Raw genomic sequence first — 20,726 nt, 5'->3', positions numbered from 1 at the left:
GCCTTTAGACGCTGGCCTAGCATTACGGGCTTATAGCCCGTGAGCAAACCACCCGTTTTACGGGTGGTTCTGATTTTGCCCCGTTGGCAGGGGGAATCGCACCATTCAATAGGGGTAATCGCAACACTCAACAGGGGGAATCACAACACTTAGCGGCTCTTGTAACGAATCAAACAGATTACGAATATTATTGTATTTGTTATTACGGTAATTGAAATCTTTGGGGCTGCCAAACTGTACACAGAGGAAAATTCCCAATACTTTGAAGCCTATATTGTCGTAGCGTGTATGTTCTGGGCTATGGGGATTGCTTTTGAATTTGTCTTTCACCGCTTGGAACAATATGCTAGCAAATATAAACGAGGGAATGCAGTTTAATATGTTGGTGATGAAAGCTTTCACAAATACTAGGTATATTCCGTTGGTGAAAGCGTGCACTGTGCATACATGCGAGGTATAGATAATGATAGAAATTAAAAATGTACATAAATCCTTTGGGAATCGGGAGATTCTAAAAGGCATAGATTTAACGGTACCTACCGGATCTGTTACGGTTATCTTAGGTCCATCGGGGAGCGGTAAAACCACATTCCTTAGAACCTTAAACTTCCTTGAAAAAGCCGATGCTGGACATATGCAGTTAAACGATATATCCGTAGACTTAAAAAAGCATCTAACAAGGAAATTCTCAATAGTGTATAGCGTTTATAGTATGTAGAATGTATAAGTTAACTTTTTACATAACAAATGATAACAAAAAGGACTGTCGAAAAGTGTCTTCGACTAGGGATTTCATAATCTCTAAAAATATCGGTATAGTTGATAATCATATCGGCTATGCCGTTTTTTGTGTTTTGGCGGTTGAAACTCACCTATGCAGTTATAAATAATCTGTATACGTTGCCTTCTTTTTCCTTCTACCTTTTCGGTAGCATATACATTGATTCAACTAATAAAGGTGCGAATAATTTCTGCATCAAGTTCTTGAATGTCTGTATACTGATGAACCTTATTAAGGAATGCATCAATATTGGCAGACCTTTCTTGTATTTGTAAAATATTCTTTTGTAATTCAACCACACGTTCTTCAAGCTGTTTTTGTTCAGCTTCATATGATGTAGTCATTTTCATAAAACGCTCATCACTGATTTTACCTTCAACATTATCTTCATAGATTTTCTCGATAAGAGTATCCAATTTTGAAATGCGAGCCTTTGATTGTTCACATTCCTTGCGACTATCATGGATTTCCTTTTCTTTGGTTTTTGCAGAAGATTTTGTAACCATTTCAATGAATTCATCCTCATGCTCTCTTGCGTAAGCAGTTATTTCTTTAAGCTGGACAAGCAGGATTTCTTCAACAACTACATTACGAATCTGATGTGATGAACATAGGTGTTTTCCCTTTTTGCGATAAGTCGCACAAACCAGATGTTCCTTATCGTGCGTCCACCCTTTGGCTCTTACCTGATAAAGTTTTGCACTGCAATCGGCACAGTATAGCATCCCGGAAAGAATAGGCATTTCACCCATTGGAGTTCGTCTGCGTCTGCCATCACGGATTCGCTGAATAATATCAAAGGTTTCCTGATCAATAATAGCTTCATGAGTATTCTCAAATATCTGCCAATTTGAAGGGGCATTCTACAATTTATTCTTGGACTTGTAGGATTTCTTGTAAGTCTTAAAATTTACAGTGTGTCCTAAATACTTTTGGTGTGAAAGTAAATCTGCTACGGTTCTTGATTGCCAAGCGTATGGATTTTCAGGAACAGGAGCAGGATAATTGATGCCAAGTGATTTGTAGTGTGCAGATGGAACTAATATCTTGTCTTCTTCCAATATATTAGCTATCTGATTTGATCCATAACCTTCCATACAAAGCTTGAATATTCTTCTGACCACATCGGCTGCAGTTTCTTCGATAATCCAGTGAAGCTTATCTTCCGAGTCTTTTACATATCCGTAAGGCGGATTTGTACATAAAGGCTTTCCGATTTCGCCTTTGGCTTTGAATACTGCTTTGATTTTGATACCTTGGCATAGACACTTTCATCGGAAAGGAAGCTGCCGGGAGCAACTACTATCGGAGTAGCAACATCCCCGTCAGGTCTTTTCATGTACCTATCCAAAACCACCTGCAATTGCTTACTTCGTTCATTGACATCTGCACCATGAATTGCTTTTCCTGTCAGAGTGAGAAACTTGCCTGTGACATCGGGGGCATAGACTTCCACATGGGTATTGCGATTATTGATGTGGTATCGTGCACTGTCATAGGCAAATCCATATGCAAGAATAAAGATATGAATACCAGTCTCGGACGGACTAAGTTCCGTATAGGAGTCAAGGGTATCAACAATATCCTGACCTCTTACATCAAGCTTTCCGTTAACAACGCAGTCATCAACATCCACAAGCCTTAATGGTTCAAAGCACCCAATACCGATACTTGCATAATCACCTTTGGCAAATGTCTCCACAGGTTCTTCAAAAGATGACTAATGTTGTTGATTAGTAGCATCGGCTTGTTTTCCGTTAAGCTGATATGGTATTTTGTCCGGCTTTGTCTTACCCGGTTTCATCACAAGCTTCCACAGACAGAACCTGCCATGGTCTTTCATGAACTTGGGTATTGTGGTGTAATCGAAAACCTCCACGTTCAGTTTTTCGTTTTTCTTATCCATACATCTGTATGACCTCCTTCCTTAGGACAGCCCGCTATATCGTTCTTACACTTTCCCACTGGAGAAAGCTTTACATTTTGAGCGGATACATTTGAAAGAATTTCTGTCCTTCCTAACTGTTAGCCTTGAAAGATGCATTAAAAGGACGTTTTCAGGAAGAAAAAATAAAAAATCTCCTGCGACTATACGAGATAGCTGCAGGATGTAGAAAAATTCATAATTATGTGGCATAATAACGCTATATTTTTGAGATATTCAAGAGAAGGAGATGCAATATGGGATTTCCAGAAGAGATTAAAAGAATCAGACAGAGATGCTTTTTAACACAGCACGATTTTGCCAAAGAAGTACAAGTGGCATTTTCTACTGTTAATAGATGGGAAGGCGGTAAAGCAAAGCCTAACCTTATTGCAATGAAAAATATAAAGGAGTTCTGTCTTAAGAATGATATTGACTATGCAGGTGTCGAAGAGGCATGGCTTGATTTTAAGGTGGAGAAATAATTGTTATGAATAATAGAACAGAGATTGAAAAGAGAATTGATATCTTAGAAGACGATATTGCTAGTATAAATTCTACTCTTTTAAAGCTTCTGTTAAAAGATAAAACTACACGTGGAAATATTATGTGGTGTACCAAAGATTATGAATCTTATGGACCACTCTATGATGAACACGCTCAAATTCAAGTAGAATTAATTACCGGGCGTTACTCAAACGTAATTCAACCACGAGCAGCAAAGTCTAAAGCAGTTCAGGAGCAACGAATCAAAAAAAGAGCCGAGGTGTTTACACCTTCATGGATTTGTAATGAGCAGAATAATCAGGTTGATGAGGCTTGGTTTGGAAGAGCAAATGTATTTAATACTCCTAATGGAACTAGTTGGATTACAACACCTGATAAAATAATTTTCGATGATATAAAGAAAACGTGGAAAGCGTATGTTGATGCCAAAAGGCTTGAAATCACTTGTGGTGAAGCACCATATCTGATTAGCCGATATGATACAACAACCGGGGAATTAATTCCTATTTATGAGCGTATTGGTTTGTTTGACCGTAAGATGCGTATTGTTAATGAAAACTGTGATAATGATGAAGAATGGCAAAAGTGGTCACTTCGTGCATTAAAGAGCGTTTTCGGTTATGAATTTCAAGGTGATAGCGTTCTTATTGCTCGTGAAAATCTATTGTATGATTACATGGATTATTATAGAGAGCGATTCAAAGAGGAACCACCAATTGATATACTAAAGAGAGTTGCAAACATAATTGCATGGAATATATGGCAGATGGATGGACTTAAGTGTGTGGTTCCATACTCTTGCCATGAAGTAAAAGTACAAGATTATAAGATGACATTGTTTGATTTTCTTGATGAAGATAAAGAGGAAGAAAAAGTTGTTTCCTGTCCGGGATGCGAAAAGAATGACATATTTAAGCATAATGGTATTTATTGTCGCATATATGATTGGACTAATTTGAACAAAAGTATTCCATTTATCGATGTTTTCAAGGAGGGAAATAATTATGGAGAGATTTGATCAGACACATAGTTATAAATTGATATATGTTTTCAGTATGCCTTATGAAACACATAAAGGTTTACTCAAGGTTGGTGAAGCTACTCTTACTACAGATATAATGCCTAACAATCTTGTACCTAATTGTCACGACCTTAATCAGGCTGCTAAAAAGAGAATTGACAGTTACACAAAAACTGCCAGTATGAGTTATAAACTTGAATATACTGAACTTGCTATCAAGCAGGATTCAGGCTATACATTTCCTTTCAAAGATAAGGATGTACATAGTGTATTGATGAACTCAGGCGTTCACAAGGTTCAGCCTAATGGCTCTACAGGTGAAGAATGGTTTGCTACTAACCTTGATATGGTTAAGGCTGCTATCAAGTGTGTGAAGGAAGGCAAATCTTCAATTTCTTCCGGTTCTGTGGTCAAGGAAACACCATATACTCCTATTGATTTTCGTGAGGAGCAAAAGGACGCAGTTGAAAAGACGCTCAAAGCTTTCAAAAAGGATAACGAGATGCTTTGGTACGCTAAAATGCGTTTTGGTAAAACATTAACTGCTTTAGAAGTAATACGCCGTAGTCAGTATCGCAGAGTTATTATCGTTACCCATCGTCCAGTAGTAGATGATGGCTGGAGTGAAGATTTTAGGAAGATTTTCTATCCGGGACATTCTGAACATGACTATCATTATGAAAGAAAATCAAAGGATTCTACTTATACATTTGATGAAAAGACAGATTCTGAAAACGATTTAAAGATTTGCAAGCTTGATAAGGATGGGACTTTCTTTGTGTATTTCGCTTCTATTCAGGACTTGAGAGGTTCACAGATTGTCGGTGGAAACTTTAATAAGAATAATGCAGTATTTGCCCTTGACTGGGATTTAATTGTAATTGATGAGGCTCATGAAGGTACACAGACTGAACTTGGTGACAACGTTATCAAGACATTACGTAAAGACCATACAAAGGTTCTTGCATTATCAGGTACACCATTTAATCTTTTGAATCAGTTCAGCAAAGATAACGTATATACATGGGATTACGTTATGGAGCAGAAGAAAAAAACAGAATGGGATTTAACTCATCATGGTGACCACAATCCATACGCTGACCTTCCTAAGATGCATATTTTCACTTATGACTTAGGTGAAAAGCTTAAGAAGTATCTTTCCGATGAATATGATACAAAGGCCTTCAATTTCCGTGAATTCTTCCGTGTATGGTACAAGGGTCCAAATAGCAAACGTGATTTACCTAAAGGTGCTGTTGAAGGTAAGTTTGTTCATGAGAATGATGTTATTGCTTTCTTGGATATGATGGTAAAGGAAGATTCAGAAAGTGGTTATCCATTTTCAACACAGGAATACAGAGATATGTTTCGTCATACTCTTTGGATGGTTCCGGGCGTAAAAGAAGCGAAGGCACTTAGTGAACTATTACGCAATCATCCTGTATTCAAGAATTTCGGAATTGCCAATGTAGCAGGTGAAGGTGATAAATACGAAGAAGAGCATTCCAAGGACGCACTTGACCTTGTTCGTAATACTATAAAAAATAACAAATATTCCATTACCCTATCATGTGGTAAGTTAACAACAGGTGTAACAGTGAAGGAATGGACTGCAGTTTTAATGCTTTCAGGGTCTTATTCTACTGCTGCTGCACAGTATATGCAGACTATTTTCCGTGTACAATCAGCAGGGACAATCGAAGGAAAGCAGAAAACTGACTGCTATGTATTTGATTTTGCCCCGGACAGAACATTAAAGGTTCTTACTGAAACGGTTCATTTATCACGCAAGCCGGGAAAGAGTCAAAAGAAACGCCGTGAGGCTATGACCGAATTCTTAAATTACTGTCCTGTTATTTCTATCTCAGGTTCAAAGACTAGAAAATATAGCGTTGAATCAATGATGGAACAGATTAAGCAGATTTATGCAGAACGAGCAGTAAACAGTGGTTTTGAGGATGAATCACTTTACAATGACGATTTGCTGAAGCTTGATGAAATTGATGCATCAAAATTCAATGAACTTAAAGATATTATCGGTGCTTCAAAGGCATCAAAGAAAAAGAAAGAAGTTGTGGTTAATGGTCAGGGCTTAACTGACGAACAGGTTGAGCATATTGATGACCCTGAACCACCTGCAACCCCTGACACACTGACATCTGAAGAAATCGCAGAGCGTCAGAAAAAGAAACAGGCTAAAGAAGCACGTAAAAAGGCTATCGATATTCTTCGTGGTATTTCTATCCGTATGCCACTTATGATTTATGGTGCTGATGTTCCTATTGAAGAAGATATCGACATTGACCGTTTTGTTGACATTGTCGATGAAGAATCTTGGAAGGAGTTCATGCCTGCAGGTGTAACAAAACAGATATTCACAGAGTTTACAAAGTACTATGATCGTGATGTATTCATTGCTGCCGGAAAGCGAATCAGAAAGCTTGCTGCGTCAGCAGACAGAGAAACACCTACAAGACGTGTAATTCAGATTGCTGAAATCTTCCGTCATTTCAAGAATCCTGACAAGGAAACCGTTCTTACTCCTTGGCGTGTAGTAAATATGCATATGTCCGATACTATCGGTGGTTGGTGCTTCTTCAATGAAAAATTTGAAGATGACACACAGGAAGAAAAGCATCGTCTTGAAGAGCCTCGTTTCGTTGACAGAGGTGAAGTGACATACACTGTTTTCGGTGAAGATGCCCACATTCTTGAAATCAATTCAAAGACAGGTCTTTATCCGTTATATGTTGCCTACAGTTCATACAAGCAGAAAATGAAAGGTATGAGTGATGATGACTGGGAGCCTGAAGAATGCCAGTTGTTCTGGAATGAAACCATTCAGAATAATGTATTTGTAATCTGTAAAACACCAATGGCTAAATCAATCACAAGAAGAACGCTTTGTGGTTACAGTGATGCTATTGTTAATGCACACTATTTTGATGATTTAGTTAATATGCTTAAAAACAAACCGGAACAGTTCAAGAAACGAGTTTTGAAAGGTTCCTACTGGAAAAAGGATGTGAAAGAAATGAAATTTGATGCGGTAGTCGGAAATCCACCATATCAAGAAGAAACTGCTACACAACAATCTTCAACTAATGGACAGGCACCAAGAAAGAATATATTCCATTTCTTTCAAATTGGAGCTGATGAGTTGTCATCGGGTGCAACCTCATTAATATACCCGGGTGCTAGATGGATTCATCGTTTTGGAAAAGGTGTTGGTATGAGTCAGTTTGGATTAAATCAAATTAATGATGTTCATCTTGAAAAACTTGATTTCTATGCAGATGCAAATGATATTTTCAAAGATGTTGCAATTGCTGATGGAATTACGATTGTTTATAAAAACAAAAAGAAAACGACACCACAGTTTGATTATGTTTATCACAAAAACGGTGAAACTATAACAATCACAATGGAATCTCCGGGCGAGGAATTGATTTCATTAAATCCACAAGACGGTTCAGTAGTTAAAAAGGTAGTAGACTTTGTTATGAAAAAAGAAATTGATTTCATTCATGATAGAGTCTTTCCAAGAGATCTATTCAGTATAGAAAGTAATTACGTTGAAAACAATCCGACTAAAGTTAAATTGCTTACACCAGAGTCGGAAATAGACCTTACCAGAGAAATAAAGTTGTTTACAAATGATAAGGCTGGCAAAGCAGGTCGTTCTACCTGGTATATTGCTGATAGGGATGTTATTGAAACAAATCAGCAATACATTGATGAATGGCAGGTAGTTGTATCCAGTGCCAACGCCGGAGGTCAGAAGCGAGATAATCAGATTGAGATAATTGATAATCATTCTTCTTTCGGACGTTCAAGAGTTGCTCTTGGTTCATTTAAAACAGAGAAAGAAGCACAAAACTTCTTTAACTATTGTAGAACTGTGTTGATTCGCTTCATGTTCCTTATGACAGATGAATCCCTTACCTCTCTTGGAAAGAAGGTACCAGATATTCTTGATTATACTGACGATAACGGCATACTTGATTTCAGCAAAGACCTTAATAAACAGTTATATAAGCTTGTAGGTTTGTCAGACAGTGAAATTGCCTATATTGAATCAGTTGTAAAAGCAAAGGATACGCCTTCTATATATGAAAGTTTATTAAAGACCTCTTATACAGACACAGTTAAATATTTCTTGAAGAAGTATGGTGTAGCAAAACACAACTACTTCAAAGATACTAACTGCACAACCAAGAACCCACAGGTTACTCGTACAAGTGAAGGTTTATACTGTCACCACATTGACGAGGATAAAGCTATTATGCTTTCAAACGATAAATTTGCTGCCGCAAATCCGTTTGATTATCAGAAAGCAAACAGACTTGTATACTGCAACCTACTAGAGCACTTGCTCCTTCATGTTAAGATTGCTGAAAATCCTAATACACAGGCTAATGAAAATCAATTACCGGGAATCGGTGGTGCTATCAACTTTATTTGCAAGGATTTGAATGATATCTACGCAGGTAAGGAATTTACAGATGACTGGCGTAAGACAGTAGCTAAAAAGGTTAAGGATAACTTTGATGATTATATTGCCATACTCCGTTACCTTTGGAATGTAATTGAAAGTAATCCAATCTATAAAGCCATTATCACAAAGGATATGCTTTGTGTCGGTTGGGACGGTAAAGTTGTTAAGGAAGTTATGAACGCTCTTAACGATGGTGAGTAAAGGGAGGGTGATTTTCTATGGAAATCAAGTATGATCTCCTTCCGAAACTGAAAACAAGAAAACACAATTTAAGGGTAGAGATTGACCTCTACCCTTATGTAACCGAATTATATGAAGAACTTGATAACATTGGAATAATTGAGCGTGTCAAAGAGATTCCCCAATTAGGTGTTATAAAGGTGAAAAAGAAACTTGCAAAAACAAGGTTCGATTATGTCATGTTGCAGTTATATCTACATAAATTAATCAAAACTCACCTGCAAGGAGATTTACGATTCACCTATAATAACTACATCAATTCTAGAGAGTTCAGAAATGATTATGTTTACCCTGATAAGAAAAATAAACCTTCAATGGGTGATATTCTTCAGCTATTGACTATTGTATATAATGTTGGTCATTTTTATAACACGTTTACTGCTTCTCGTGCAATAACTATGTTAGCTGAAGAAGATATTGCTTTTCGTGATGTGGTCATTAATGCTTGTAAAGATGAACGATATCAATGTGCAGCTAAAGTAATTTTAGAAAGCAAGAATTATCAAAGACTTCATTTGCTAAATTCAATTTTGATATTGGAACAATGCGACAAATCAAAACAGGCTATTTCAGTTGCATTAGAAATCTTGTATTCATATATAAATGAGCAATCGTTATCAGAAGAAAGCAAACTCAAATACGCTTTTGCTATATTTAGAAACATAAGAACGGTTTCGTATATGGCATATGATTTGCAGATAGCTGAAACACCTTTAACTATCGATTTATGCAATGAAAAAGCAATGTTGTTACTGTTAAAAGAGTTATTATCAGAATACAACAACAATCAGTCCTCAAATCATTTAATGGCTTCGATTAGAAAACTTTTGGATGATACTGTATATAATGAGAATTCAAGTGCAATTTGCTATTATAAAATATCAAGAAAAATGGTTTCGATGATAACAAAAACCCCGGACTATGTTGATGTAAGCTATTATAATGACCTGTTTATAAATAAAGCCAGTGTATTAAATCAAGCACACTCTCATAAAAGGGATTATGTTCAGTCACAGATTTTGAAATTGACATTTTCTGCAGAGCAAAGGAGGATATCAGAAGCCTTATTATCAGAGTTAGAAAGCATCAATAATACTCGTGTTGGCTATTATGATAGACATTCTGGAGAGCAAACCATTCTTGTCTCTATAAAGAGAACTTGTAATGCTAATACAAAGAGATATGCTGCTTATAAAACATTAAAGTGTACTGTTAATTATCTTCGTAGAATTTCTAATATTTTGCCTTACGATTCAAGGTTTCTTTTGGCAGTCAAATTTTTCTTGTTTTATTTATTTGATGAGAATCCGGTTGTGATTAAACCAACCATAAATAGAGATATATGTGTTGTTTGCACACGAGGAAAAAATATAAGAATAAAAGAATTACAGTCATTGTTGAAATCTTCAATTGGTAACGAGGATGAGAATCACGAGGTTGAATTTTTGTTGAGTCAAATTATTAATGATTTAGTAAATGATACGACAGTCACAATTCCAGCAAGTATTCTTGTATATCAAAAGGATGCGGTAGGAAGGAAACTAAGTGAATTCGATGGCATGATTATTCACCCAATGAGAAAAACAAATCAAGTTATTTTCTTAGAGGCAAAAAACAGAGATAAAAATCCTGCTTTCGGTAAAAATTGTCTTATTGAAAAATTGGATAAATTCTCACTTGAGTATGCATCTGATGAAATTAAAATAGTCGGCTATGATGCTTATTGGAAACATTCTATAAAATAATCTCACATACCATTTCGGTACTTGAGAGTGAGAAATAAAAAAAGGCAACTCTACCAGAGTATTTTTACTCAAGTAGGGTTGTTTTCAGTTTGTTCCCATTTGAAGGCGTCGCTCAAAAATTGTAATTTTCATTTAATCCCCAAGCGAACTTCTCTACGGGCAGTCCTTTATAGTATAATAAATACTCAATATGTTTGGCGAAAATTTTCGATATAAAGAAAGGCTGGAGTGAATGAAAGAATTTAGACAATTAACAAGTGCGGATGTAAGCGAATATCATGATGTATTGATTGCAGGCTATGCAGCCAATAAGGATTATCCCATTTCCTTTGATGCGACGAATTTTACTTTACAAGAATCAGAGGAGTGGGTAGAAACATATCCTGTATATGGATTGTTTGTAGATGGCGCCTTGGTTAGCTCTATTACTCTCCGCATGCCGTGGGTGCGCCACTCTACACCAGATGTGTATCCACATATTGCTCATTTCGTAACGGCTCCAGAACATAAAGGAAAAGGCTATGCTCGAGAAATGCTAGGCCTTATAGAAGATTTACTTCGCAATGTGTACAAAACACCGTATGTAACATTGGGAACCGCAGCGGAACATCCATGGTTGCCTAAGATGTATGAAAGCTTTGGGTTTGAGGAATTCGATCGGGAACGTTTTGCCGGTAAATTACACACCACTATCTTCTTTAAAAAAGCATTGTAGTATGAACCCCCTATCTGGGCATTTATATTTCACAATACGCGCATTCGCGCTCCATGAAAGAAATCTAAATGCCCAGATAGGGGGATTCTTATAATACATTTTCCTCTTTGGGTCTTTTTATAATACTTTTGATGTAGTGATAGTGGTGTGTAAACGTATGGCAAGTTCGTTCTCTAAATTTTGAGGTGTGGTGGTATAATGAGGATATATGTTAGGTGTTCGTGTGAGGGGAAAGGAGGTTTGCCATGGAGTATGTATTGATGTCGCGGGATATAGATGTGTTGCGGTTTCGGATGAATCGGTTCGAGGAGGTCGTAAATTTAGCAAAATTGGTTCGTATTGTTTTGTCTGATATTACAATTTTAGATGATGAGTTGTTACCACTTACATTGATTCCTACAGAGAAAGGGCTTCGGTCTTGGTTGCTAGAACGAAAAATTCCTAATAATCGTGCATATGTAAATACATTGTTAGATGCCATTGCAGATACGGATAATCCGTTTCGTTATTTAGATATTACGTATGGATTATCTTTGAATGATACGTACTGGGTTCGTCCTGCGACGGAGTGTATTAGTTGGGCAAATATTAATTTATATGATAATCCTTTCAGCGATGTAGTGGCAAGTATTGCTTTCACTGGTGAGCAAAGTCATATCAAAGGTATTGTGACGACGCCAGAGTTTACGACGAATGGGATGCTTAAGAAATGTTGGCATCGGGAGGGAAGTGAGATTTTCCTATATAAAGGTGCAACCCCGCGTTATGCTAATGGAGGTCTTGAGTCGCTCATCGAGGTGTACGCTAGTCAAATTGCAGATGTTATGGGAATTCCGCGTGTGCCTTATAAAATGGCTGAATTTCATGGTCAGCAGGTTTGCGCGTGTCCTCTCTTTACTTCTGAAAGTATCGGCTATTTGCCTTTATCGGGGTTAATCGATTCTGATATGACCCGCGATGAGTTGATACTATATGAAAAGCAATATGATATTGCTAGTTTGTATGGGATTCGTGAATTTGCTAATATGATGGTCTTTGATGCACTCATTTACAACACCGACCGTCATCTCAATAATTTTGGCGTTCTTGTTCATAATGAAAGTAATACCATTCTCGGTGCTGCACCATTATTTGATCATGGGAATTCATTACTATATAATCTGACAGATGAAGAATTTTTTGAAGTTGTTTCTATAAATACGAAAAATAGTCAAAATCGATATAGAGAAATTCATCCTTTAATCGGTCGTAGCTTTTGGGGATTAGATTTTGATACACAAGCGAAACTCTATTTACACGATTCACATAGAGCTATGTTACAAAGACTGTTACATTTTACATTCCATCGCATTTCATCAGAACTCATAACAGATACAAAACTCGATGCATTAGAGCAACATATTCAACAAAGAGCGCTATATTTCATTGAACTATTGAACGAAAAACACATCAACTTTGCTATATAAGTAACAAAATAATTTCAATTGGAACAAATGCAGAAGCGAAAGGTCCCCACTGTGAGGAGGCAATTCCTTTCATGGAGCGCGAATGCGCATATTGTGGAATTGCCTCTCATAGTGGGGACCAAACTTTACCCAGTTTCTATGAAATTATTTTGTTACTACTTTTAGTTCTACTGGAATTTTTGCTTCTACAGTTTCACCTTTCACAACTTTAGCCGCTGTATCAACAGCGATTTTGCCCATTAATTCAGGTTGTTGTGCGATGGTAGCTGCGAGGGTGCCGTCTTGTACTGCTTTTTCAGCATCTGCTGTGCCATCGAAGCCTACGATGAATACGTTTTTGCCAGCTGATTTAGCTGCTTGAATAGCACCTAAAGCCATTTCGTCATTATGAGCGAAGATTGCTTGGATGTCAGGGTTAGCTTGTAACATATTGGATGCTACATTAAGACCTTTTGTACGGTCGAAATCAGCACTTTGTTTAGATGCTACTGTTAACGCTTTGTCAGCTACATTGTGGAAACCTTGACCGCGTTCACGAGTAGCGGAAGCGCCAGGGATACCTTCTAATTCGCCTACTTTAGCACCATTGCCTACTTTATCAATGATGAGTTGTGCTGCCATTTCGCCGCCTTTTACGTTGTCAGAAGCGATGTGAGCTACGACTTTGCCTTTATCTGCAGAGCGGTCAACAGTGATAACAGGAATGTTTTTGTTGTTTGCCATTTCTACAGATGTGGAGATAGCTGCGGAATCAACAGGGTTGATAATCAATAGGGATACGCCGCTTTCAAGTAAGTCAGAAATATCATTTGCTTGTTTTGCTGGATCATTTTGAGCATCAACGATTTTAACTTTTAATCCCAATGCTTTCGCTTCTTCTTCGATACCGTTTTTCAAGGATACGAAGAATGGATTATTTTGGGTAGATACGGAGAAGCCGATAGTGCCAGATTTTTTGTCACCGCTATCGGAGCTTTTACCACAACCAGCCACAAGGCCAATGACCATGAGGGCCATCGCTAATAGTAAGAATATTTTTTTCATGAAAACCTCCTAAGCTTTCTTACGGTCTGCAAGAACAGCTAATAAAATAACAATCCCTTTTACGACTTGTTGATAGAAACTGGATACGTCGAGGATATTTAACCCATTGTTGAGGGTACCGATGATAAGGGCGCCGATTAGGGTGCCTACAATATGGCCACGGCCACCAGCGAGACTGGTGCCGCCGAGAACAACGGCTGCGATAGCATCTAGTTCATAACCAGTGCCTGCCGTTGGTTGTGCTGAGTTAAGACGAGAAGTGATGATGGCCCCTGCAATACCACAGAGCATACCGGTGAGAGCATATACGAATACTTTCACACGGTCAATTTTAATACCTGCAATGTAACTCACTTTTTCACTGCCCCCTACGGCGTAAGTTTTGCGGCCTAAAGAGGTACGGCTCAAGACGAACCAAAGGATGATGAATGCGAGAAACATGGTAATGGCTGGAATTGGTAAACCGCCGATATCCCCTTGACCAAAGGCGTGGAATATAGGGTCTTGGGTGAGTCCGGAAATAGGATTGCCATCAGTGAATACAAGGGTTGCACCGCGATAGATGGTCATCGTCGCCAAAGTAGCAATGAATGGTGCTACACGGCCGTAGGTTATAACTAGACCGTTGATACCACCCAGTAAGAGACCTGCACCAGCAGCGAGGAGTATAGCTAATTCAGGATTAGTGCCTGTTATGATGAGTTGGGCCATTATCGCACTAGATAGGGCGAGGATGGATCCTACAGATAAATCGATGCCCCCTGTAAGGATGACGAAAGTCATACCAAAGGCGATAATAGCATTGATAGATACTTGCCGTAATAGATTGCGCAAGTTAGATAATTCAAGGAAACTGTCATTCATGACAGAAATAATAATAAATAAAGCGATGAGGCCGATGAGAGGGCCTAATTTTTTTACATATTGCATGGCTTTGCTGTCCATTACTGTCCTCCTGTTGCTAATGTCATAATCGATTCCGGTGTTGCTTCGTCGCGGTTTAGGATTCCTGCTACGCGACCTTCTTGGATGACCATAACGCGGTCACTCATGCCGAGCACTTCCGGTAATTCTGATGACACCATGATGATGGACACGCCATCGTCAGTTAATTCATTCATTAAATCATAAATATCGCGTTTTGCGCCAATATCGATGCCACGGGTTGGTTCGTCCATGATGATGATGGACGGCTTTTTGCCTACCCATTTTGCAATAACCACCTTTTGTTGGTTACCGCCGGATAGGGAAGACGCTGGTTCGTGGATGGATTGGGTTTTAACGCCTAATTTTTTAGATAATGTTTCAGCAAAGGATTCAAGTTTATTTTTTTGCAATACATGGGATGGGCAAATGTCGCCCAAATTCGGCAATGTAATATTGGATCCAATGGAAAAATCGAGGATGAGACCTTCGCTTTTTCTGTTTTCTGTGATGAAAGCAATGCCTGCCTTGATGGCATCTTCTGGCTTTTTGCATTTTAATGGTTTGCCATTCACCGTAATGGATCCACCATTGTGATTATCGACACCAAATATAGCGCGCATGATTTCCGTACGACCTGCTCCCATGAGGCCAGCAACACCAAGAATTTCTCCTTTCCGAAGTTGGAAAGAAATATCGTGCTTAAAGCCTTTTGGTTGCAATCCTTGTACATCAAGTACTACATCACTAGGAACCGTTGTCCGTTCTGGATAGAATTCATCAATAGAACGACCTACCATGTGACGCACTACTTCGTCCATAGAAATTTCGCTAATTGGTTTCGTAACGATGGTATGACCATCGCGCATGACCGTTACAGTATCACATTCACTGAATACTTCTTCCATGCGGTGGGAAATATATACGATAGCCACACCACGAGCTTTCATTTTGTTCATCATCTTGAACAAGGTCGCTGTTTCTCGTTCTGTAAGGGCTGCTGATGGTTCGTCCATGATGACCACCTTCGCATCTAACATGAGGATGCGGAGAATTTCCGTCATCTGTTGTTGCCCTACAGAGCAACTGCCCGCCTCAGCGGTGAGTGGCAATTCGATGCCTAATTCTTCACAAAAAGCGGTAGCCTCTTGGAGCATCGCTTTGTTATCGATAAGACCAAAGCGGTTTTTCTTAGGTCTCATCAAATAGAGATTTTCTAATAAGGTAAGGTTCGGCCAAATATTCAGTTCTTGGTGAATAAAGGCGATACCATTTAATTCCGCTTCACGAGGGTTTGGGAATGTTCGCTCCACACCGTCGATGCTTATAGTTCCTGCATCGGCCTTATGAATGCCGGTGAGGATATTCATCAACGTTGATTTGCCAGCCCCGTTTTCCCCCATGAGGGCATGTACTTCTCCTTCTTTGAGAGTAATGTTTACATCCCGTAACACTTGGTTCGTACCAAATGCTTTGGCGATGCCAGACATAACAATTTTCATACTAACTCCTGACTATGGACGATCGCTAAAAATGCAATCGGCCCGTAATATAACATTCGCGTACGGACTCGCTTCGCCGGTGCGAATGATGCACTTGCAATGTTTCGTGGCTTCTTTGAAAGCATCGTGGTGCGTTTCAGTCCACTGAAACGCATCTTTAGGATAGGTGCTTTCCATATAGCGATAGAGATGAGGATTGTGTTCTTTCATTTCTTCTGCTACATGGATAGCTTCTACTTTCATATGCATCCAAATGACGTCCATCACTTGTTGGAAACTAGGTGTTCCAAAGGTGAGGGCTAAATCGATTTTTTCTACGCCCTCTGGTACGGGTAGACCGCAGTCGGCAATACATATTGTATCTGTATGACCTAAGTCGGCGAGGACTTTGGCAATATGGCTGTTCAAAATACCGTGTCGTTGCATATTATACCTCCTGCGCTCAGCGCGATTGTTACTACTATGACGCTTGGTGAAAGCGCCGCTATATGCATACAATTCTTGGTTTAGCTATTAAGTAGCAGGTACTTGTTAGGTAGCATCTGCTAGAAAAGCAGATACTTGTTCTGCTGTAGGCATGCCTTCTTGGGCTCCCAAAGCTTGGATGGAGAGGGCGGCTGCTGCATTGCCGTAGCGCAATGCGCTGTCTAGGCTTTCACCATTGACAATAGCCGTTGCAAAGGCGCCGTTAAAGGTGTCGCCAGCGCCAGTTGTATCCACTGGTTTCACAGAAAAACCAGGAATGATGCGTAGTTCGCCATCTGCTCCATAGCCGACACCTTTGCTGCCAAGAGTGACGATGATTTGACCGTTATGGGCAATCACTGTTTCCGTCGTGTCCTGACTAGGGTAGAGGGCGGATAATTCGTGTTCATTTGGCGTAATATAGGTAGCTAATTCGAGCCAATCTGGATTGAGGTCTGCTGCAGGTGCAGGGTTTAATAGTACTTTGATGCGTGCTGCATGACATCGTTTTACAATATATTCAATAGTAGGAACGGGAATTTCATTTTGCACCATTACTAAATCTGCAGATTCAATGGCAGGCCATGCATTGTCTACGATATTTTCATCAACTCGCGCATTGGCACCAGGAATAACGATGATGCTATTATCACCTTCTGCCAACGTAATGTGCGCCGTTCCCGTCGTCACATCATGGAGGGTAACAAGATAATCTACATTAATGTGATTGTTTATTAAATTAGTGCGTATCATTTCGCCGTATACATCATTGCCTACGCACCCAACCATGGTTACCTCTGCGCCGAGACGCGCCGCCGCTACTGCTTGGTTAGCCCCTTTGCCACCATGGGCAATATGTAATTCATTGCCTAATATGGTTTCACCAGCTGTTGGTCGTTTATCTGCCAACACGGTAATATCCATATTGCAACTACCTATGACTACAATGCGATTCATAGCTACTCCTTATAATCTTATTAGTGCAATTTTTCAGTTATTAGTATATACTATTTCTTCTAAATCTGCATAGACAATTTCTTTATTAACTGTATGAATATTACTCCTACTGTTACAAGCCATTAAGCGTATTTTCATAGTCTTGGCGTTGATCTAGGATTGAGATGAGATGAACAGTTTTTGTCACTTCAGAAACTAAATAGAATATGATAAGTTTTTCTAGGATTAGCACTCGTAAATTTTGTGTATGTATTTCTTTTGCTTTTAACTCTGCTCCCATAAATGGGTAGTATTGTAGATTCATGATAGAGTGTTCAATTTTCTCCAGTACTTTATAGGCCGTATCCCGAGAAAATTGAGTGGCTATATAGCACATATGTCGTTGTAACTCATTGTTGAATCCATCTGAGCGTTCTATTTTATAAGTGTCCATGGTATTACTCCATACTATCTAACATAGTACGAATGTCTTTGAATGTTTCTTCTACAGGTTTTGTACGACCTTCGATAATATCTGCTTGGCCATTCACTATAGATGATAATACGGTAATTTTAGCTTTTAATGAATTATAAGTATTGTAGCCTAAGCTTACTGTATCTCCGCGACCATTAACTGTTATAATGGCAGCTTCATCGCGTAATTGTAAGGATTTAGAAATTTCTGGGTACTTATTGCGTAAATCAGAAGATGGACGAATTGTTTCACGTAGCATAATATCCTCCTAACTATAGATTTAGAATGTATTTTATAAGGCTTTCTTTATTAAAAGTAAAAGCTCATTTAATACTGTAATTATATCATTTAAAGGATATAATTACAGTATTAAATGAGCTTTTCGACGGTGTTAACTTTTTGGGTTGTTATGTATAAAACCATTGTATCAACAGGCTCATAGTGATGTTATAAGGGGGTTGTATTTTACACATGATGGTGAAAAGATTACTCATATTCGTATTGTAAGATATGATTAATACATGTATTTTTATTGGGAGTTACTCTAATATCGATGAAAATGGGCTCATTATGTATGAAAAATAGAAAATTTAAAATAGTTGTCGACGCAACTAAATAAAAGTGTAAATCAAAATAAGAGTTTAAAAGGAGAATTACTATGTTCAATACAAATTTTAGACAAGAAGATTACAAAGCATTCGATACGTTTTCCAAGGACTGGGCTCTCGTAACAGCAGGCAACATGGATGATTACAATATATGTACGGTCAGCTGGGGGACTATGGGGAACATTTGGGGGACTGCTGGTAAAGCTGGTGACAGACCTATTGTGACCGTATTTATTCATCCCGCACGATACACTCAAAAATTCATGGAAAAACACGATACCTTTACAGTGAGCTTCTTCCAAATGGAGCAACGCAAAGCCTTGGGGTATTTGGGATCTCATTCTGGCCGCAATGAAGATAAAGTAGCGAATTCTGGTCTTACCCCTGTAGCTGCTGGTGAAGGTGTGACGTTTAAAGAAGCATCTAAAACATTTATATGTCGCAAGTTGTATGGTGCTCAATTAGATCAACAAGCGTTAGCACAAGATATCCAAGATTACTATGCGTCCATGCCGGCTGTATATACCCAAGACGGTAAAAATCAATGGGAACCTCATTTTATGTATATTGGTGAAGTGGTGGAAGTGAAATAATAGAATATGTGCGAATAAGAAAGCGACCTCTGTAGGCGTTCCTAAAGATTAGAGTTAATGAATATCGAATATTAGGCGCCTGTACAGGGGGCGTTTAAATTTTGCGCTATAAAACTCTATGATTATCTGCGTTAACGATGTTGGACTTTAAAGGGCAGTTGTACAATGGCAAGGATTATCCCTTATCAGGCTTTAGGTATATTACAAGTAACCTTTTCATTGATATAATAAAGTAAATAGTCTGTAATATATCCATGAAGGGAGGAATTAACTTGGATAATGATATTAAATTGTTTGAAGGGCAACAAATTCGTTCAGCTTGGGATAATGAAAAAGAAGAATGGTATTTTTCGGTTATTGATGTTTTAGGAGTTCTTACTGAAAGTGACAATCCGAGGAAGTATTGGAGTGTACTCAAAACACGGTTGAAAAAGGAAGGAAATCAGTTGGCTACAATTTGTAGCCAACTGAAATTAAAGTCGCCTAAAGATGGGAAGATGTATAAATCGGATGTTGCTGATATACAAGGTATGTTTCGAATCATTCAATCTGTCCCATCACCTAAAGCAGAGCCCTTTAAAATGTGGTTAGCAGAAGTTGGTAAAGAACGACTAGATGAAATTGTTGATCCAGAACTAACTATTGATAGGGCCTTAGAAAATTATGTCAAGAAAGGATATTCACGAGAGTGGATTAATCAGCGATTACAAGCGATTCAAGTTAGAAAAGAGTTAACTGATGCGTGGCAAGACCATGGTGTGAAAGCTGGACAAGAATACGCTATTTTAACCAATGAAATATCAAAAGCCTGGAGTGGCATGACAACAAGACAATATAAAGACTACAAAGGGCTTAAAAAAGAAAATTTACGAGATAACATGTCGACTACTGAGTTGATTCTTAATATGTTAGCAGAAGCTGCTACTAAAGACATTACTAATGTAGCGCATCCTCAAGGATTAGAAGAAAATAAAAAAATAGCTCAACGTGGCGGCAATGTAGCAAAAGTGGCAAAAGAAACATTGGAACAAGAAACCGGGCAACCTGTGATTACATCTAAAAATGCCATTGATTTAGGACGTTTGATTAGTGATGTAGTGAAAGAAATTCCAATTGGTGAGGAGGATGCTAAAAGTACAATCTAAGCTGGTCATTTTCAGAATCCCTCAAAGTAATTTTAACTAAATCTCTTCGCCTCTTTAGATATAGTTGTATTTAACGATTATACATAATCATTTATTAGCAAAACTACAATAGCACTCATCTATAATCTACTTTCACA

The 20,726-nt window shown here is 38.4% G+C and carries 18 protein-coding genes and 1 pseudogene; 9 read left to right on the top strand and 10 right to left on the bottom strand.

Translation table 11 applies throughout. From position 1 onward, the window contains the following. Window positions 1–463 precede the first annotated feature (463 nt). A complete protein-coding gene (locus EO120_RS02780; RefSeq protein ID WP_127133984.1) occupies window positions 464–718 on the top strand; it encodes an ATP-binding cassette domain-containing protein in 255 nt (84 codons plus the stop codon). Window positions 719–801: 83 nt separating this feature from the next. On the opposite strand, the pseudogene EO120_RS09365 reads toward EO120_RS02780, so the two are convergent. The 3 genes and pseudogenes from EO120_RS09365 to EO120_RS02765 form a co-directional block, all read right to left on the bottom strand. Further along, window positions 802–1,905 (bottom strand): annotated as a pseudogene (locus EO120_RS09365) (recombinase family protein). Between the two features lie 50 nt (window positions 1,906–1,955). After that, on the bottom strand, window positions 1,956–2,483 hold the full coding sequence (locus tag EO120_RS02770) for a hypothetical protein (RefSeq protein ID WP_127133983.1): 528 nt from the start codon (window positions 2,481–2,483) through the stop codon (window positions 1,956–1,958). Between the two features lie 18 nt (window positions 2,484–2,501). Further along, complete coding sequence (locus EO120_RS02765) at window positions 2,502–2,687, bottom strand: hypothetical protein (protein WP_127133982.1); 186 nt, start codon at window positions 2,685–2,687, stop codon at window positions 2,502–2,504. A gap of 275 nt (window positions 2,688–2,962) precedes the next feature. Here EO120_RS02765 and EO120_RS02760 point away from each other — a divergent pair, with 275 nt between their 5' ends. The 6 genes from EO120_RS02760 to EO120_RS02735 all read left to right on the top strand — a co-directional run bounded on the left by EO120_RS02760 (window position 2,963) and on the right by EO120_RS02735 (window position 12,897). Next, entirely contained in the window at window positions 2,963–3,190 is a 228-nt protein-coding gene (locus EO120_RS02760; protein ID WP_127133981.1) for a helix-turn-helix domain-containing protein, read from the top strand. A gap of 5 nt (window positions 3,191–3,195) precedes the next feature. Beyond that, window positions 3,196–4,230 (top strand): hypothetical protein, encoded by a 1,035-nt coding sequence (locus EO120_RS02755; RefSeq protein WP_206512460.1) that lies wholly within the window; start codon window positions 3,196–3,198, stop codon window positions 4,228–4,230. Continuing rightward, window positions 4,217–8,932: an SAV1803-related protein gene (locus tag EO120_RS02750; protein WP_127133980.1), complete on the top strand. Its 4,716-nt coding sequence runs from the start codon at window positions 4,217–4,219 to the stop codon at window positions 8,930–8,932. Before EO120_RS02755 ends, EO120_RS02750 begins: the two co-directional genes overlap by 14 nt. A 17-nt stretch (window positions 8,933–8,949) precedes the next feature. After that, window positions 8,950–10,716: a hypothetical protein gene (locus tag EO120_RS02745; RefSeq protein WP_127133979.1), complete on the top strand. Its 1,767-nt coding sequence runs from the start codon at window positions 8,950–8,952 to the stop codon at window positions 10,714–10,716. A 232-nt stretch (window positions 10,717–10,948) separates the two neighbouring features. Continuing rightward, entirely contained in the window at window positions 10,949–11,431 is a 483-nt protein-coding gene (locus EO120_RS02740) for a GNAT family N-acetyltransferase (protein ID WP_127133978.1), read from the top strand. A gap of 245 nt (window positions 11,432–11,676) precedes the next feature. Continuing rightward, window positions 11,677–12,897 (top strand): HipA domain-containing protein, encoded by a 1,221-nt coding sequence (locus tag EO120_RS02735; RefSeq protein ID WP_127133977.1) that lies wholly within the window; start codon window positions 11,677–11,679, stop codon window positions 12,895–12,897. Between the two features lie 144 nt (window positions 12,898–13,041). Here EO120_RS02735 and rbsB read toward each other — a convergent pair whose 3' ends face one another. The 7 genes from rbsB to EO120_RS02700 form a co-directional block, all read right to left on the bottom strand. After that, on the bottom strand, window positions 13,042–13,941 hold the full coding sequence (gene rbsB / locus EO120_RS02730; protein ID WP_127133976.1) for a ribose ABC transporter substrate-binding protein RbsB: 900 nt from the start codon (window positions 13,939–13,941) through the stop codon (window positions 13,042–13,044). A gap of 9 nt (window positions 13,942–13,950) precedes the next feature. Beyond that, window positions 13,951–14,886: an ABC transporter permease gene (locus tag EO120_RS02725; RefSeq protein WP_127133975.1), complete on the bottom strand. Its 936-nt coding sequence runs from the start codon at window positions 14,884–14,886 to the stop codon at window positions 13,951–13,953. Beyond that, on the bottom strand, window positions 14,886–16,367 hold the full coding sequence (locus EO120_RS02720; protein ID WP_127133974.1) for a sugar ABC transporter ATP-binding protein: 1,482 nt from the start codon (window positions 16,365–16,367) through the stop codon (window positions 14,886–14,888). Before EO120_RS02720 ends, EO120_RS02725 begins: the two co-directional genes overlap by 1 nt. A gap of 12 nt (window positions 16,368–16,379) precedes the next feature. After that, a complete protein-coding gene (rbsD, locus tag EO120_RS02715; RefSeq protein ID WP_127133973.1) occupies window positions 16,380–16,793 on the bottom strand; it encodes a D-ribose pyranase in 414 nt (137 codons plus the stop codon). 105 nt (window positions 16,794–16,898) lie between these two features. Then, a complete protein-coding gene (gene rbsK / locus EO120_RS02710; RefSeq protein WP_127133972.1) occupies window positions 16,899–17,789 on the bottom strand; it encodes a ribokinase in 891 nt (296 codons plus the stop codon). Window positions 17,790–17,901: 112 nt separating this feature from the next. Next, window positions 17,902–18,222 carry a type II toxin-antitoxin system RelE/ParE family toxin gene (locus tag EO120_RS02705; protein WP_127133971.1) on the bottom strand — a complete coding sequence of 107 codons (321 nt, stop codon included), beginning with the start codon at window positions 18,220–18,222 and terminating at the stop codon, window positions 17,902–17,904. A 4-nt stretch (window positions 18,223–18,226) separates the two neighbouring features. After that, window positions 18,227–18,502, bottom strand: a complete 276-nt coding sequence (locus tag EO120_RS02700; protein WP_127133970.1) for a type II toxin-antitoxin system Phd/YefM family antitoxin — start codon at window positions 18,500–18,502, stop codon at window positions 18,227–18,229. Between the two features lie 399 nt (window positions 18,503–18,901). Here EO120_RS02700 and EO120_RS02695 point away from each other — a divergent pair, with 399 nt between their 5' ends. Further along, the gene (locus EO120_RS02695; RefSeq protein WP_127133969.1) at window positions 18,902–19,444 is read left to right on the top strand and encodes a flavin reductase family protein; all 543 of its coding nucleotides are present in this window, start codon (window positions 18,902–18,904) and stop codon (window positions 19,442–19,444) included. A 254-nt stretch (window positions 19,445–19,698) separates the two neighbouring features. After that, window positions 19,699–20,589, top strand: a complete 891-nt coding sequence (locus tag EO120_RS02690) for a BRO family protein (RefSeq protein ID WP_241234857.1) — start codon at window positions 19,699–19,701, stop codon at window positions 20,587–20,589. Window positions 20,590–20,726 lie beyond the last annotated feature (137 nt).

Source organism: Veillonella caviae, from assembly GCF_003992125.1.
Taxonomy (GTDB): Bacteria; Bacillota; Negativicutes; order Veillonellales; family Veillonellaceae; genus Veillonella; species Veillonella caviae.
Note: the sequence above shows the minus strand (reverse complement) of the source record. Positions and strands in the feature narration are given on the sequence as shown.